The 15,310-nt window shown below is 48.9% G+C and carries 12 protein-coding genes; 3 read left to right on the forward strand and 9 right to left on the reverse strand.

Annotated elements, in window-relative coordinates; all coding sequences use genetic code 11:
* Positions 1–308: 308 nt before the first annotated feature.
* The 8 genes from LVJ86_RS01645 to LVJ86_RS01680 all read right to left on the reverse strand — a co-directional run bounded on the left by LVJ86_RS01645 (position 309) and on the right by LVJ86_RS01680 (position 9,370).
* Positions 309–776, reverse strand: a complete 468-nt coding sequence (locus LVJ86_RS01645; protein WP_047759922.1) for a YchJ family protein — start codon at positions 774–776, stop codon at positions 309–311.
* 170 nt (positions 777–946) lie between these two features.
* Complete coding sequence (locus tag LVJ86_RS01650; protein ID WP_152667017.1) at positions 947–2,725, reverse strand: DUF3616 domain-containing protein; 1,779 nt, start codon at positions 2,723–2,725, stop codon at positions 947–949.
* Positions 2,726–2,955: 230 nt separating this feature from the next.
* The gene (gene leuS, locus LVJ86_RS01655) at positions 2,956–5,601 is read right to left on the reverse strand and encodes a leucine--tRNA ligase (protein ID WP_047759921.1); all 2,646 of its coding nucleotides are present in this window, start codon (positions 5,599–5,601) and stop codon (positions 2,956–2,958) included.
* 171 nt (positions 5,602–5,772) lie between these two features.
* Positions 5,773–7,524, reverse strand: a complete 1,752-nt coding sequence (gene ptsP, locus LVJ86_RS01660) for a phosphoenolpyruvate--protein phosphotransferase (RefSeq protein ID WP_047759920.1) — start codon at positions 7,522–7,524, stop codon at positions 5,773–5,775.
* A gap of 2 nt (positions 7,525–7,526) precedes the next feature.
* Positions 7,527–7,796, reverse strand: a complete 270-nt coding sequence (locus LVJ86_RS01665; protein ID WP_047759919.1) for an HPr family phosphocarrier protein — start codon at positions 7,794–7,796, stop codon at positions 7,527–7,529.
* Positions 7,790–8,212 carry a PTS sugar transporter subunit IIA gene (locus tag LVJ86_RS01670; protein ID WP_047759918.1) on the reverse strand — a complete coding sequence of 141 codons (423 nt, stop codon included), beginning with the start codon at positions 8,210–8,212 and terminating at the stop codon, positions 7,790–7,792. The genes LVJ86_RS01665 and LVJ86_RS01670 overlap by 7 nt, the downstream gene beginning before the upstream one ends.
* Before the next feature lie 142 nt (positions 8,213–8,354).
* On the reverse strand, positions 8,355–8,918 hold the full coding sequence (locus tag LVJ86_RS01675; RefSeq protein ID WP_414629249.1) for a hypoxanthine-guanine phosphoribosyltransferase: 564 nt from the start codon (positions 8,916–8,918) through the stop codon (positions 8,355–8,357).
* Positions 8,919–8,989: 71 nt separating this feature from the next.
* Complete coding sequence (locus LVJ86_RS01680) at positions 8,990–9,370, reverse strand: PAS domain-containing protein (RefSeq protein ID WP_047759916.1); 381 nt, start codon at positions 9,368–9,370, stop codon at positions 8,990–8,992.
* An 84-nt stretch (positions 9,371–9,454) separates the two neighbouring features.
* On the opposite strand from LVJ86_RS01680, the gene LVJ86_RS01685 reads away from it, so the two are divergent.
* From LVJ86_RS01685 to fabF, 3 genes are all read left to right on the forward strand, one after another.
* A complete protein-coding gene (locus LVJ86_RS01685) occupies positions 9,455–11,458 on the forward strand; it encodes a prolyl oligopeptidase family serine peptidase (RefSeq protein ID WP_414629250.1) in 2,004 nt (667 codons plus the stop codon).
* Between the two features lie 313 nt (positions 11,459–11,771).
* Positions 11,772–12,008 (forward strand): acyl carrier protein, encoded by a 237-nt coding sequence (gene acpP, locus LVJ86_RS01690; RefSeq protein WP_047759914.1) that lies wholly within the window; start codon positions 11,772–11,774, stop codon positions 12,006–12,008.
* Between the two features lie 159 nt (positions 12,009–12,167).
* Entirely contained in the window at positions 12,168–13,418 is a 1,251-nt protein-coding gene (gene fabF / locus LVJ86_RS01695) for a beta-ketoacyl-ACP synthase II (RefSeq protein ID WP_047759913.1), read from the forward strand.
* Between the two features lie 356 nt (positions 13,419–13,774).
* Here the strand turns inward: fabF and LVJ86_RS01700 are convergent, their stop codons facing one another.
* A complete protein-coding gene (locus LVJ86_RS01700) occupies positions 13,775–14,944 on the reverse strand; it encodes a cytochrome-c peroxidase (protein ID WP_082131220.1) in 1,170 nt (389 codons plus the stop codon).
* Positions 14,945–15,310 lie beyond the last annotated feature (366 nt).

Here is a 15,310-nt window from a genome sequence, read left to right on the forward strand (position 1 = left end):
ATGCAATAACGTAAGTAAAGCTTAGGCTGAATTGATATAACGATTGCACAGTTTAACGCTATTTAAAACTGAAATAGTTACAATATAAACCGCTGACAGAGATTGCTTTTCCTTGAAGTGATCGAAGTAGTGAGTAAGACGTTTTCCCGCAATGTATTGACCATTCATGCTTCTCCCTTGGCGTGAATGGTTTTTTTTGTCTGGGAAATTTGCACTGCTTTGCTTTCGGCGGATCTGCCATCTTTGTTTTTATTATTATATGTATGAGTGCTTATCCGGATTTCAGACGGCCTTAAGTGAGGCAAGGCTTATTTGAAAAACTGTCCGCAGCACGCTTTAAATTTTTTTGCCGAACCGCAAAAACAAGGTTGCTTCATACCGGGGAGGGGAACCGTGGGGTCTATGAAATACCAATCTTCCCCAATTCGCACGAACGCGGAAAGTTCGTGATGAACTTGTGTTTGGCCGTTCTCGCTATAAAGGGCTTTAAATTCTACTTGTGCATGGTTTTTCGAGATATTCGGATGATGGGCCAATACGTTTAAGCCCTGCCATCGGGTGGATTCGCTCCAATGCTGTATCGCGGAGCGGTCGAGCAATGGTTGCTGGGCCGGAACGGTAGTGTCGATAATATAATCAATGTGATGGAGTACATAAGCGCAATAGCGCGAACGCATCAATGCTTCGGCATTTGGGGCGGTAGCCGTGCCATTGTGAAAAGGTTGGCAGCATTCCGTATAGGGAATACCTGATTGGCAGGGGCAGGCGGTAGTCATATTGTATTGAGAGGCGAAATAAAGTGGCAATTATAGCCCAAGCGTTTGGGTAAAACCTATTGCTCTGCCTGGGGTAAACCGGGCGCATAGTTTGAGCTATAATCATTGGGTTTGGTTTATCAATTTAGGCCGTCTGAAAATAATTTTTCAGACGGCCTCTTTATAATGCTTTACTGCTTTAGCTGATTGTAATCCAGCATCATATATTTTGCCGGCCTTTTCTTTTTTTCATTGCCTTCATCGCTCATAATCATTAGTCGGGATTCTCCGTTGATGGTAACGGAATCTATGGATTCGACATTGTTGAGGTTGATGATTTCGGGTAGGGCGAGCTGCTCTGGTTCGCTTTGCGGGTTACCATTCCAGGTCCACAGCTGCGAATAGGGGTTGTCTTCGTAGCCGGTAATTTCATTAACAATCATGAATGTATCCAGCACCGGGTCATAGCTGAGCGCCCGAATGCCGCCGCCGTTGAGATTGAGAAAAATTACATCGGTGAATTCAGGCTTTGCTTGGTTTTCAAATATTTCTTTCGGATTGCCAATCACTACGATCATGGAAAGCTCGTTGACCATTGGTTCGCGGAAGCCCAGCATCAGGCGGTTTTGTTTGCGGTCATATAGTAATCCTTCGATATTGATTTTTTCAAAATCCACTTGCGCGTTGATTTTCGAACGGATGAGTTTGTCGAGTGTATCCGATTCGGCAAGGGTATCGGTCAGGCCGGAGAAGTAGCGTAGGTCGTGCACGTTGTTGCCTTCGATTTTGAAGCGCAACATATGCTCCCTGTCTGGGCGGCGCTCTCCTTTTTTATTGCGAGAATGCGAGGTGGTAGCGTAAATATAGCCTTCGTTATCGCGTGCCAAGCCTTCCAAATCACTGAGCTTTCGCTGAAAGCTTCGGATAAGCCGCAAATCCAGTGCTTCATCTTCATACAATGTGCCGTCTTCGGTGAATTTCACCAGACTGAAGGCACGGGAAGGTTCGTCTTCCACTACCAGCAGACGACCGTCGGGCAGTTGTTGGACGGCGGAAGGTTCGTAGATATTGTCGAAATCGTTAATACCTAAGTTGCGCAATTTGATGGCTTGTCCGGTGTCGGCCAGTACGGGCATGATGCTTTGGATGGATTTAACACCTACAAAGGCGATAACGGAAGCCAGCAGGCCCCAGCGGAAAACGGTATAAGACATATTCAGATATTTGAATTTTTTGTTGGCAATCATTCCCAGCCAGTAAAGCTGGTCGCTCATTTTATGGTAAACGTCGTGCCGGCTGGACAGTATTTCCTGCATCTGTTCCCAGTATTCGCTTTTGGAAAGCCGTGCGCGGTCCTCGTAAATCAGGATATTGGGTTGGCTGCTGCCGTCTGAAAAAGCACTGTCGGCATAGAGTATGCGTTGTTTGAAATCGTGTAGTTTTGCCCGACGGGCGGCAACGTCTTTTAACCATGCCCACACTGCACGCGGCAGCCCTGCCCGTTCGGGTGAAGCGGAAATCAGTGCAAATACGATGGATGCGGCGGCGGTAAACATAAAAATGCCCGCAGGGACAAGAAAAGCCGGTGACGAAGCGAAAATAAACGCTCCCGAAATCATCAGAGCCGATACGATAAAACCGTTGAGCGAAATCATGATGTTCGCTTTAGTGGCGGCTAGGGCAATTAGTTCCAATTCAGTGCGAAAGGCGTTTCGGAACATGGTTTCTACACCTTTTGAGGTGCCGATGTTACTGGTGTTGCCGCTCTCAGGTTGGGTGGTGGTATTTTTTGTTTTTCTACTGCCGCTTTTTTTCTTTTTGACTGTGGAGCGGGCGGACAGTCCGATATTTTGCTCTGACGCAGCAGCAGTGTCGCTGTCGGGCAGTAACGGCATGCTTTGGGAATCGGCAGCATTTATATCATTCGGCTTGTCGGGCGGTAGCAGTGGTGGGGGCGGCTCGGCAGTCATGACGTCGGGTACTGTCTTTATAAATGGATAATCGGAAAAGTATCTCAATGAGTTAAATGAATGGGTATTTACCAAGCCGCCTGAAAATTTTCAGGCGGCTTGGTAAATGATGAAAATCAATTCATTGGGAATCATACTTGTTCGATGGCATTTATATGTGCAAGGTTCCTTTGTAATGAAAAATGCCGTCTGAAATCTAAAGTTTCAGACGGCATTTTTAAGCGGTATGTTTAAACCACGATATTGACCAATCGCCTGGGAACAACGATAACTTTCTTGGCAGGTTTGCCTTCCATGAATTTCACCGCGCCGTCGGAAGCCAGGGCGGCTGCTTCCACGGTATCTTTTGATGCATCAGCTGCAACAGTGATTTTTCCGCGTAATTTGCCGTTTACCTGCACCATGATTTCGATTTCCGATTTCACCAATGCATCTTCGTCGGTTTGCGGCCAGGCAGCTTCCCATAATGCGGTACCGGGACGCAGTTCGCTCCAAAGGGTTTCACAAATATGCGGCACTATCGGCCACAGCAAGCGCACGGCGGCTTCGAGTACTTCTTGGGCCACGGCGCGGCCTTCGGCGCTGTCGCAATCACCATTTTTAACGCAAGCGTCGTATTGGTTGAGTAATTCCATCACAGCGGCAATGGCGGTATTGAACTGTAGGCGGCGTCCGTAATCGTCGCCTACTTTGGCAATTGTGCTGTGCAGTTTAAAGCGCAATTCTTTCAGTGCTTTGCTCAAACCGCTTTGGTCGCCTGCGAATGCGGCAACTGTATTGTCTTTTGTAGTGTATTCGTACACTGTGCGCCATAAGCGGCGCAGGAAGCGGTGGGCGCCTTCTACACCGCTGTCGCTCCACTCCAACGATTGCTCGGGCGGTGAGGCAAACATCATAAACAGGCGGGCGGTATCGGCTCCGTAGGCATCAATCAGAGCTTGCGGATCGACGCCGTTGTTTTTTGATTTCGACATTTTTTCAGTGCCGCTGATGATGACGGGCAAACCGTCCGCTTTCAATACGGCGGAAACGGGGCGGCCTTTTTCGTCGAAGGTTAGTTCGACATCAGCGGGGTTAATCCAGTTTTTGCTGCCGTTTTCACCTTCGCGATAGTAGGTGTCGCATACCACCATGCCTTGGGTGAGCAAGCGTTCAAACGGTTCGTCTACATTAATAAGGCCCTCGTCGCGCATCAGCTTGGTGAAGAAACGCGCATAGAGCAGGTGCAAAATAGCGTGTTCGATACCGCCGATGTATTGGTCTACCGCACCCCAATAAGCGGCTGCTTGCGGCTCCACCATGCCTTCTTCGAAGCGGGGAGACATATAGCGGAACGGATACCAGCTCGATTCCATGAAGGTATCCATTGTGTCGGTTTCGCGTTTGGCAGGCGCACCGCATTTTGGACAGGTGGTTTCATAGAATTCGGGCATTTTAGCCAGCGGGGAGCCTGTACCATCGGGAACAACGTCTTCAGGCAGTACGACAGGTAGCTGCTCGGCTGGTACGGGGACATCGCCGCAGCAGTCGCAATGGATAATCGGAATCGGGCAGCCCCAGTAACGTTGGCGTGAAATACCCCAGTCGCGCAGACGGTATTGGGTTTTCGGTGCGCCTGCATGGGCAGCCTGTAAGTCGGCGGCCATTGTGTCGAAGGCCGTCTGAAAATTCATGCCGTCGTACTTGCCGCTGTTGATCAGTGTGCCGTTTTCTTTATCGGCATACCACTCCTGCCATTTGGTAGCGTCGAAGGTTTCTCCGGCAACAGCAATCACTTGCTTTATGGGCAGTGCGTATTTGGCAGCAAATTCGAAATCGCGCTCGTCGTGGGCGGGAACGGCCATGACGGCGCCGTCGCCATAGCCCCACAATACATAATTGGCAATCCAAACTTCGAGTTTGTCGCCGTTTAGCGGATTGATGACATAGCGGCCCGTAGGTACGCCTTTTTTCTCCATTGTCGCCATATCGGCTTCGGCGACGCTGCCGGATTTGCATTCGGCGATAAAGGCTTGCAGTTCGGGTTTGTCGGCCGCGGCGGCGGTAGCCAGCGGATGCTCGGCAGCTACGGCAACGTAAGTGGCGCCCATCAGGGTATCGGGGCGGGTGGTGTAAACCTGTAAATAATCGGCATATTCGCCTTCCAAACCGCTGCGGCTGTCTGCATCGACTTTAAAGCGGACCTGCATACCGCGTGATTTGCCGATCCAGTTGCGTTGCATGGTTTTTACTTGTTCGGGCCAGTTTTCGAGCTTGTCGAGATCGGCCAGAAGTTCCTCGGCGTAGTCGGTGATTTTGAAGTAATACATGGGGATTTCGCGTTTTTCAATCAACGCGCCCGAGCGCCAGCCGCGACCATCTATTACTTGCTCGTTGGCGAGTACGGTTTGGTCTACCGGATCCCAGTTTACGGTGCCGTTTTTGCGGTAAACGATGCCTTTTTCAAACAGTTTGGTAAATAGCCATTGTTCCCAACGATAGTATTCGGGGGTGCAGGTGGCGATTTCACGCTCCCAATCAATGGCGAAGCCCAAGCTTTTGAGCTGCTGTTTCATGTAGGAGATATTTTCGTAAGTCCATTTTGCCGGCGCCACTTGGTGTTTCATTGCGGCATTTTCAGCCGGCATGCCGAAGGCGTCCCATCCCATGGGCTGCATGACGTTGTAGCCGTTGAGTAGTTTGAATCGGGAAAGTACGTCTCCAATGGTATAGTTGCGTACATGTCCCATGTGCAGCTTGCCGCTGGGGTAGGGGAACATGGAAAGGCAGTAGTATTTGGGTTTGCTGCTGTCTTCGCTGACATTAAATAAGCGCGCTTTTTCCCATTTTTCCTGGGCGGCGGTTTCGATGGCGGAAGGTTGGTAATGTTCTTGCATGATTTGGCTTTTATATGCTTAAAAATAGAAAATCAGGGCGGAATTATAGCAGTTTCGGCAGGGAATTTTGTAAATAATGCAGATTGCGGGTATGGGATATTTCGGGATGGCGGTATTCAGACGGCCTGATATTGCTTGTATCAGGCCGTCTGAAAATTTTATAGGGGTGGTTTAGATGTCGCTTTCTGCCGCATTGATGATTTTGAGCAGTTTTTCGGTTTTTTCAGGATCTTCGTTTCGCATCAGTTTGACGATATCTCCTTCAAGCGTATCCGTATTACTGTGTAAAACGATGTCTTTCACCGCCAGCAGATTGTTGGGATTCATGGAAAAACGCCGCAGACCCATGCCCAGCAGCACCCGGGTAAAGGTGGTATCGCCGGCCATTTCGCCGCAGACGGATACGGTTTTTCCCATGCGGTTGGCGGTTCGGATAACGTGCAGTATCAGCTTGAGTACTGCCGGGTGGCCGGGTTGGTAAAGATAGCTGACGCTGTCGTCGCCGCGGTCTACCGATAAGGTGTATTGGATCAGGTCGTTGGTGCCGATGGATACGAAGTCTACCAGTTTCAGCAGACTGCTTACCGTTAGTGCGGCTGACGGGATTTCAATCATACAGCCAAGCTCTACCTCGCCGTATGTTTCGCCGCGCTCTTCAAGTTGGCGTTTGGCTGTTTCGTAGTGTACGAGGCATTGTTTGAGTTCGGACAGAGAGGTGATCATCGGCCACATCATTTTTACTTTGCCGTGTACGGAGGCGCGTAAGATGGCTTTCATCTGTGTGCGGAACATGACCGGTTCGGCCAAACATAAGCGGATACCGGTCAGGCCAAGGGCAGGGTTGAGGCTCCCGTTGGGCGTGGCGTTTTGGCCGAACCAACGCGGGTTTTTATCAACACCTAAATCTACGGTGCGGATGGTGAACTGCTTGCCTTTGAGTTTTTTAATGATGGCGGCATATACTTCGTACTGCTCGTTTTCATCGGGTAGGTTGTCCCGGTTGAGGTAGAGAAATTCGCTGCGGAACAGGCCGACGCCGTCTGCACCCATATTGTGCAGTGATTTGATGTCTTCAACCGATTCTATATTGGCCAGTAATTCGATATTGATGCCGTCTTCGGTAGTAGCGGCGGTTTTTTTGAGCTTGTTTAACTCCCGCTTGCGCAAACGGTATTGGCGCATACGTTGGCGGTATTCTGCCAAAACCAATTCGTCGGGGTTAATAATCAGAATACCGTTAATGCCGTCAACGATAACCCATTCATCTTCGCTGATGAGTTTACGAGCGTTGTGCAGGCCGATAACGGACGGGATATCGAGGCTGCGCCCTAAAATAGCGGTGTGGCTGGTAGAACCGCCTGCATCGGTTACGAAGCCGGCAATACGCTGTTCTTTAAAATGCACTGTATCGGCGGGGGAAAGGTCGTGCGCGATCAGAACGGTGTCATCAAGCAGGTTGGTTTGCAGGTTGATTTCGTTGCCTTGTCCGATGAGGTTGTTGTGGATACGCTCAACCACTTGCAGCATATCTTGTTTGCGCTCGCGCAGATAGGCATCATCGATTTCGTCGAATTGTTTGGCCAGTTTGTCGGTTTGCAGTTTTAATGCCCATTCGGCATTAATGTTTTGCTCTTCAATGATATCGACGGGATCGCGTGAGAGGGTAGCATCGGTAAGCAGCATCAAATGCAGAGAAATGAATGCACCCAGTTCCGCTGGCGCATTTTCGGGGATGGCGCTGCGAAGTTGTTCCAGCTCTTTACGAGTAGCCTTAATGGCGGCTTCGAAGCGTGCTTTTTCAGAAGCCAATTCGTTGGGTAGTATGTCGAATTGCGGTACTTCGTTAATGCCGCGTGCAATCAGGTGGGCACGCCCAATGGCAATGCCTTTGCCTGCGGCGATGCCGTGCAGCACGATACTCATGGTTATTCGCCTTCGCCGAAATAGTCGTTGATCAGGTTGGTGAGCGCTTGCATGGCGGCAGCTTCGTCGGGGCCGTCTGTTTCGAGTTCGATAATGCTGCCTTTGGCGGCTGCCAACATCATCAGACCCATGATGCTTTTACCGTTTACGCGGCGGTCGTTTCGACTAACCCATACTTCGCTTTGAAAGCCAGATGCAGTTTGGGTGAATTTGCTTGAAGCCCGTGCATGCAGGCCGAGTTTGTTGATGATTTCGATTTCTTGTTTCAGCATGGGCGGCAAGCTCCTTCGGGCGGGGTGGTGATGTCGAGAATACCGTTGATGCCGGCGCTCTTTACCGTTTGAATGAATTTAGTCAAATCGGTTTCTTGGGTACTGTATTGGGTGGCTTTGAGCATCATCGGAGCGTTGATTCCGGTGAGTATGGCCACTTCGTTTTCTCGAACAAGCTTTCTGGCTGCGTTACAGGGTGTTGCACCGAATATATCGGTTAATACTAAAACACCGCAACCGCTGTTGATTTCGTGGATAACCGACTGGGCGCGTTGGATGATGTCTTCATGGTTTTCATTATGCTCTACGCCGAGAATACGGATATTTCCCGGCGGCTCGCCCAAAAAGAAATGTTGTGCCAGGCTGCGGTAGGCTTCGCCTAGGGTTTCGTGGGTAATGATAAGTAAACCGATCATATTGGAATTGTGGCTTTCTTGTTTGGCTGTATATCAGGCTGTTTCAAATATGGCTGCATACGGATAGTTTGGAATAATGCAGACTATAAGACTAATCGGGCCGTCTGAAAAGAGGGTTTCAGACGGCCTGGAAAGTGGTTTGTCAGCTTTCGTTTTTCAGTGCGTAAATTTCACCGAGATTGCGCCAGGCGCCGGCCGCATCCATACCGTAGCCGAATACGTAGCGGTCGGGAACGTTTAAGCCGATATAGTCAGCGGTGATAGGCTTGGGTTTGCTGATTAGTTTATTGGCGAAGACAGCCGCCGAGCAGCTGGCCGCGCCCATTTCCAGTAGTTTTTCTTTAATGGCCGCCATGGTATGTCCCTCGTCGAGAATGTCATCGAGTACTACGACATGGCGCCCCCGGATGTTTTCGGGCTGGGGCATGCGCAGCCAATTGAAGTTGCCGCCTTCGAGTTTGTCGCCGTAGCGAGAAACGTGAACATAGTCGAAATCCAGAGGAAAGCGTAACAGTGGCAGCAGTTGGCCGGTAAAAACAACAGCACCGCCCATTACGGGCAGCAGTAGAGGGTATTTGTCGCCCAAGTCGGCACTAATACGGTCGGCAAGGTTTTGCAAGGCACTTCGGCATTGGCTTTCATCGAACAATAAATCGGCATTGTCGAGCATGGCTTGGGTGTGGCTGCGTTTGGTGTCAATGTTCATGATGCAATCTTTAATTTCTTTATTAATCTTTGAAACAGCATGCCGGACGATTGTCCGGCATGCTGGCGGTATTATACGCCCGTTTGGTTTTTATGGGCGGGACGGGCGACGGACAGAGCACCCCGCTTGCTGTTTGCGGGATCGGTAATGATGCAGAAACTCACCTCCGCATAAATATATTTGCCTGTTTTATGCAGGGCTTTGGTGCGTGTGGCTTGTCCGCCGCTTCGGGTTGCCCCCGTCGAGATTGCGGCATGGAAACCCTTCCAGTGCGGAGCGCGCAATTTTTCGGGAATAATGATATCCAAACTTTGGCCAATGGCTTCGGCGGCACTAAAACCGAACATTTTTTCTGATGCATGATTCCATGTGCGGATAATGCCTTCAGAATCGGCATATATGACGGAATCGGTCATTTGTTCAATCATGGCTTGGTAGGGTAGGGCATTCATTGCACATCCTTTCATAGCAGAGAGTGTTACGTATTATAATCGCCTTTTTGCTTTCAGACGGCCTCTTTACCCATGCAAGATTTTATGCAAGACCCTTATTCTTATCTGCACGATTTGTCTTCCTCCATTACCCGTGAGTTTGCTTCTGCCGCGCATGCCGAAACTTTAGCGCGGTTTTGTAATGATGATACCTTTCTCTCGATGGCGGATGATATTACCCGTCAGCTGCAAGACGAAAGGCAAATTCCCTTTTGCCAAGAGCATCGGGGGAGGATGTATCACTTCCACCAAAGTGCGGACTACCCCAAAGGAGTGTACCGGATGTGTACGGCAGCATCTTTCCGGGCGGGGATTCCTGATTGGCAGATATTATTCTCAGTTGCTGATTTTGATGAAATTTTGGGTGACGATGTTTACTTAGACGGTGTGTCGCATTATGTGGAAGCACCCCATCAGGTATTGCTAAGCCTGAGCGTGGAAGGCAGTGATACGGCTTATACGCTCGAATTTGATTTGAACAAGGGTGCATTGGTTGAGGGCGGTTTTCATTTTCCGGCGGGAAAAAGCCATATTGCTTGGCGGAATGCCGACAGCGTATGGGTTTGTCCTGCGTGGGACGAAAGACAGCTCACCCGTTCCGGGTATCCTCGGGAAGTATGGTTGATGCGGCGGGGGCAAAGTTTTTCGGAAGCTCAGCCTGTTTATCAGATGGATTCAGAGGGCATGATGGTCAATGCCTGGCGTTATTTGGACGGTCAGGGTGCGCCGATAGATTTAATCGAAGCGGCCGGCGGCTTTTTTACTAAAGACTATTTTCAAGTGTCGGCCGAAGGTTTGGTGCAGCGTTTGAACCTGCCTGCAGATTGCGAGATCAGCGGATATCTTGCTGGTCAGCTGATGCTGCATTTGCGCAGTGACTGGCAACGCGCCAACCATTGTTATCCGGCGGGCAGTTTGGTTGCGGTAAAACTGAACAAGGGAGAGCTTGGCGGTGCGCAATTGTTATTCTTACCTAATGAAAGACAAGCATTGGAAAGTGTGGAAACCACGAAGCGTTTTGTGGTGGCGGCTATTCTTGATAATGTTTCAGGCCGTCTGAAAGCGTGGCGTTTTATTAACGGACAATGGCAGGAAACCGAAGTGCCTGCCCTGCCTCAAGGTGCTTTGGAAATTACCGATCAGCCGTGGGGAGGGGATGTGGTTTACATCGCCTCCGGAGATTTTACGACACCGCTTACCTTGTTTGCACTTGATTTACAAGTAATGGAACTGACTGTGCTGCGCCGCCAGCCCAAGCAATTTGATGCAAAGGATATCAGGGTAGGGCAGTTTTACGCCTATTCGGCGGATGGTGTACGTATCCCGTATTACCACGTAGGCAAAGAATCGGGTGTGCATACACCTACTTTGGTGTATGCATACGGCGGTTTCGGTGTGCCCGAGTTGCCCCACTACCTCGGTACGATAGGCCGGCATTGGTTGGAAAAAGGATATGCTTTCGTTGTAGCTAATATCCGTGGTGGCGGCGAGTTCGGGCCGAATTGGCACCGTGCAGCGCAGCGGAAAAACAAATATAAAAGTGTTGAAGATTTGGTAGCCGTAGTGCGTGATATTGCCGCACGAGGTTTGAGTTCACCTGCCCGTATCGGTTTGCAGGGCGGCAGCAACGGTGGCTTGATAACTGCGGCCGCATTTGTGCGCGCACCCGAAAGTATCGGTGCACTGGTGTGCGAAGTACCGCTTACCGATATGCTGGCTTATACCCAATTGTCGGCAGGTGCAAGCTGGACCGATGAATATGGAGACCCTGATAACCCCGATGAAAAAACAGCTTTGGCCTCGTTGTCTCCTTATCATCATCTTTCAGACGGGCGGAAATATCCGCCGGCACTGATCACTACCAGTTTTTCTGATGATAGGGTGCATCCTGCGCACGCCCTTAAGTTTTATGCCAAACTTCGTACAATTTCTCCTCAAAGTTGGCTGTTTGCTCCGCAAAGCGGGGGGCATGTAGGAAATACTACTCAGACCCAAACAGCAGCCGAGCTGGCTGGCGTGTTGTACTTTTTACAGCAAAATTTAGCATGAGGAATTGTTGCCAGATGGGGTGGAATACGGCTGAAATCGGTGTACGGAAAATGGTTTTTGGGGTTTTCTACCGGTGTAAATGTTTGATAAATATATGGGATGAAAAGCAGCTTGTGGTTCAAAATAAGCCTATGATAATATGCCCTGTAACGCTATTTGCGAGCAGGCAGATATCACGTAACTGCTGAAGTCATATAGCAAAGCGAAAATTTAGATGGAAAACTCTAAACTGATTCGGTACAATACGCCGAATTAATAATTTTCTTAACCCGCCTTAATTTTGCAAACTTAAGGCATATAAGGACTGACCAACATGTCAAATATTGAACAACAAGTTAAAAAAATTGTTGCCGAACAATTGGGTGTGAATGAAGCTGAAGTTAAAAACGAATCTTCATTCCAAGACGATTTGGGTGCCGACTCTCTGGATACCGTTGAGTTGGTAATGGCTTTAGAAGAAGCTTTCGGCTGCGAAATTCCCGACGAAGAAGCTGAAAAAATCACTACCGTTCAGTTGGCGATCGACTATATCACCGCTCACAACGGTTAATTTGCATTTAATGCAATAAATCGGCCTCTGCTGCGGGTTTGCCTGCCGACAGGGGCTTTTCCTTACTTATGTACCGTCAATTTTGAATTTCAGACGGCCTGCAGCCGGGAGTCATTAAGGTTGCAGCCATCCTAACCTAAATATAATAGTGAGACAGCTATGAGCCAGAGAAGAGTGGTCATTACCGGTTTGGGACAAGTGTCGCCGGTGGGCAACGATGTGGCAACCGCATGGAACAACCTGTTGGCCGGCCGAAGCGGTATCGATACCATTACCCGCTTTGATGCCTCTGAGCTAAACTGCCAAATCGCGGGTGAAGTAAAAGATTTCAATATCGGTGACTATATCAGCGCTAAAGAAGCCCGCCGTATGGATGTTTTTATTCATTACGGTATCGCAGCTGCTTTACAGGCCGTCGCCGATGCGGGATTGGATGATATTGAAGGTTTGGACAAAGACCGTGTAGGCGTCAATATCGGTTCGGGTATCGGCGGTTTGCCTAGCATTGAAGCAACCGGCACTGCTGTACAAGAAGTCGGCCCGCGGAAAATTAATCCCTTTTTTATTCCCGGATCACTGATTAATTTGATCGCCGGACACGTTACTATTCTCAAAGGCTATCGTGGTCCCAGCTATGGTATGGTTTCCGCTTGTACCACCGGAGCGCACGCTATCGGGGATTCGGCACGCCTAATCAAATATGGTGATGCCGATATTATGATTGCCGGCGGCGCAGAAGGTGCGATTTGTACTCTCGGTATGGGCGGTTTTGCTGCTATGAAGGCTCTCTCTACTCGTAATGATGATCCTAAAACTGCTTCACGACCATGGGATAAAGGCCGGGATGGTTTTGTAATGGGCGAAGGTGCCGGTATTTTGGTATTGGAAGAATTGGAACATGCGAAAAAACGCGGTGCCAAGATATATGCAGAGCTGGTTGGTTTTGGTATGAGCTCGGATGCTTATCATATTACCGCTCCGAATGTGGAAGGACCAGCTTTGGCGATTACACGTGCTTTGCATGATGCCGGTTTGAATGCGACGGATGTGGATTATGTTAACGCTCACGGTACTTCTACGCCTTTGGGTGATGCCAATGAAACAAATGCTTTGAAGTTGGCACTGGGAGAAGAACATGCGCGTAAAATCGTTGTGAACTCTACCAAATCAATGACCGGTCATTTGCTGGGTGCGGCAGGTGGTGTTGAAGCCGTGTACAGCGTGTTGGCCGTTCACGAGCAAAAATCGCCGCCGACCATCAACATTTTCGAGCAAGATACTGAATCAGGCTGTGATTTGGATTACTGTGCCAATGAAGCTCGTGATGTGAAAATCGATGTGGCTATTTCCAATTCATTCGGTTTCGGCGGTACGAATGGTACGCTGGTATTTAAAAAGTTTACTGATTAAAAATTTTAGATAACTCGAAATATTGTTTTTTAAAGGCCGTTTGAAATATTTTCAGACGGCTTTTTCATTTTTATATAGATTTGGTTACGCTCCATATATGTCGTTAATCATAGATGAGGTTGGTTTGCGAGTGAGAGAATAATTGGTTAGGTAGCCATACTGTTGGAAATACCCGGGTTGGCTTGAGGGTTATACTTTGGACAAGCATAGCCTATTAGATTAATAGAGTTAAGAGATGGTATGTGCAAAAGCAAAGCTACTTTGGGAAAATATAATGCCGTCTGAATTAATTCAGACGGCATTGGTTTGGGCGGTTCAATATTTCAGACTAGGAAAAATCCAAATATTGAATTCACTTACTTATCTGTAGCAGGGCGGGCTTGCTCTGCGGTTGACGAAGGCAATACCGGCAATACGCGGGCAGACTCCGGAGCAGGAGCAGTGAGTGTGCCGAGGAAGGCAACGATATTGTCTACATCTTCTTTAGGCAATTGTTTACCCAGTTGGGCTTGTCCCATAATTGAAACGGCTTTATCTAATTCCCAAACGCTGCCATCGTGGAAGTATGGGTAAGTTTTGGCGACGTTGCGAAGGCCGGGAACACGGAATACGAATTTATCACTTTCTGCTTTGGTAACCTGGAAGCGGCCTTCATCATGGTTTTTGCTGCCGGTGAATTTCCAGTAGGGGCCGTCAACCAAACCGAATTTTTGGAATGAGTTGCCGCCTAAGGTAACGCCCGAGTGGCAGGCAATACAGCCGTTGTCGATAAATGCTTTTACACCTTTTCGTTCTTGGTCGTTCAAAGCACTGATATTACCTTTGAGATATTCATCCCAGCGGGTTGGTGTCAGCAAGGTGCGTTCGAATGCCGCAATTGCGTCAGTGATATTGGCAAAGTTGATCTCGCCGCCTTTATCCGGATAGGCGGCTTTGAACATTTCTTGATACTCGGGAATATGAGAGATTTTGGCCGCAACGGATGCTTCGTCAGGCATCGCCATTTCTACCGGATTGAGTAACGGGCCGCCTGCTTGTGCTTCTACATCGGGTGCACGACCATCCCAGAATTGGCTGCCCAGCAAAGCTGCATTTAGGGCAGTAGGTGAGTTGCGGGCACCTAGCTGGCTTTTATCACCGGGACTAGTCGGTAGGTTGTCAACGCCATAAGAAGCCAAGTTGTGGCAAGAGTTGCAGCTAACAGTATTGCCGCGTGATAAGCGTGGTTCATACCATAATTGATGCCCTAATTTGACTTGCTCGTCTGTGAATGGGTGGATTTTCTCCATTTCTGAGCGATCGGGTAGTGGTTGGAAAATACCTTGTGCTTTGGTCAGCAGATCTTTATCTTCAGCGGAGGCATTGCTATTGTCATATTGGGCTTGTGATGCTGATGCGGTTGGAGCCGATGCGGCACTTGCAGCTGCAGGTTGCTCTGGAGAGGATGCGGATTGCTGTTGGTTACAGGCAGCCAAAGCAAATAGCGTAGCTAATCCCAGTGCGGACTTTTTCATAGTAAGTTTCATTATGGTTCCTTTCTGAATATTTTGATTGTGTTCGTCAGGTAGTGGCAGATATGGTAGTTTTCCCTTTGGGTAGGTATCGTTATGTGCTTGGTTAGAGTATAGAGTGGTTGTTTCTTGGAAACTTTGCCTTAAGTCAATCTTAAAATTAGGTATGCTTATGCTATTGGTTTATTTTATCAGGGCAATAGTTTTAGGTTAAGTGTGGCGGTACTCAAAATGTAGCTGAGGATTATTAAAAAACAGTGATGAAGTACAACATTTGATTCCTTTGTTGACTTTAGGATGTAGCGTGTAAAGGAGGGGGTATTAAAGCTTGCATGCGGGGCATGATTGTTTTAAAGTTGGCGGCAGTTTCGGAAAGTGAGA

Origin of the sequence: Neisseria arctica (assembly GCF_022870905.1) — a bacterium.
GTDB lineage: Bacteria > Pseudomonadota > Gammaproteobacteria > Burkholderiales > Neisseriaceae > Neisseria > Neisseria arctica.

Coding starts and splice junctions, on each gene's coding strand:
- LVJ86_RS01645 (WP_047759922.1), bottom strand. CDS start 776: ATGACTACCGCCTGCCCCTGCCAATCAGGTATTCCCTATACGGAATGC.
- LVJ86_RS01650 (WP_152667017.1), bottom strand. CDS start 2,725: ATGACTGCCGAGCCGCCCCCACCACTGCTACCGCCCGACAAGCCGAAT.
- leuS (WP_047759921.1), bottom strand. CDS start 5,601: ATGCAAGAACATTACCAACCTTCCGCCATCGAAACCGCCGCCCAGGAA.
- ptsP (WP_047759920.1), bottom strand. CDS start 7,524: ATGAGTATCGTGCTGCACGGCATCGCCGCAGGCAAAGGCATTGCCATT.
- LVJ86_RS01665 (WP_047759919.1), bottom strand. CDS start 7,796: ATGCTGAAACAAGAAATCGAAATCATCAACAAACTCGGCCTGCATGCA.
- LVJ86_RS01670 (WP_047759918.1), bottom strand. CDS start 8,212: ATGATCGGTTTACTTATCATTACCCACGAAACCCTAGGCGAAGCCTAC.
- LVJ86_RS01675 (WP_414629249.1), bottom strand. CDS start 8,918: ATGAACATTGACACCAAACGCAGCCACACCCAAGCCATGCTCGACAAT.
- LVJ86_RS01680 (WP_047759916.1), bottom strand. CDS start 9,370: ATGAATGCCCTACCCTACCAAGCCATGATTGAACAAATGACCGATTCC.
- LVJ86_RS01685 (WP_414629250.1), top strand. CDS start 9,455: ATGCAAGACCCTTATTCTTATCTGCACGATTTGTCTTCCTCCATTACC.
- acpP (WP_047759914.1), top strand. CDS start 11,772: ATGTCAAATATTGAACAACAAGTTAAAAAAATTGTTGCCGAACAATTG.
- fabF (WP_047759913.1), top strand. CDS start 12,168: ATGAGCCAGAGAAGAGTGGTCATTACCGGTTTGGGACAAGTGTCGCCG.
- LVJ86_RS01700 (WP_082131220.1), bottom strand. CDS start 14,944: ATGAAACTTACTATGAAAAAGTCCGCACTGGGATTAGCTACGCTATTT.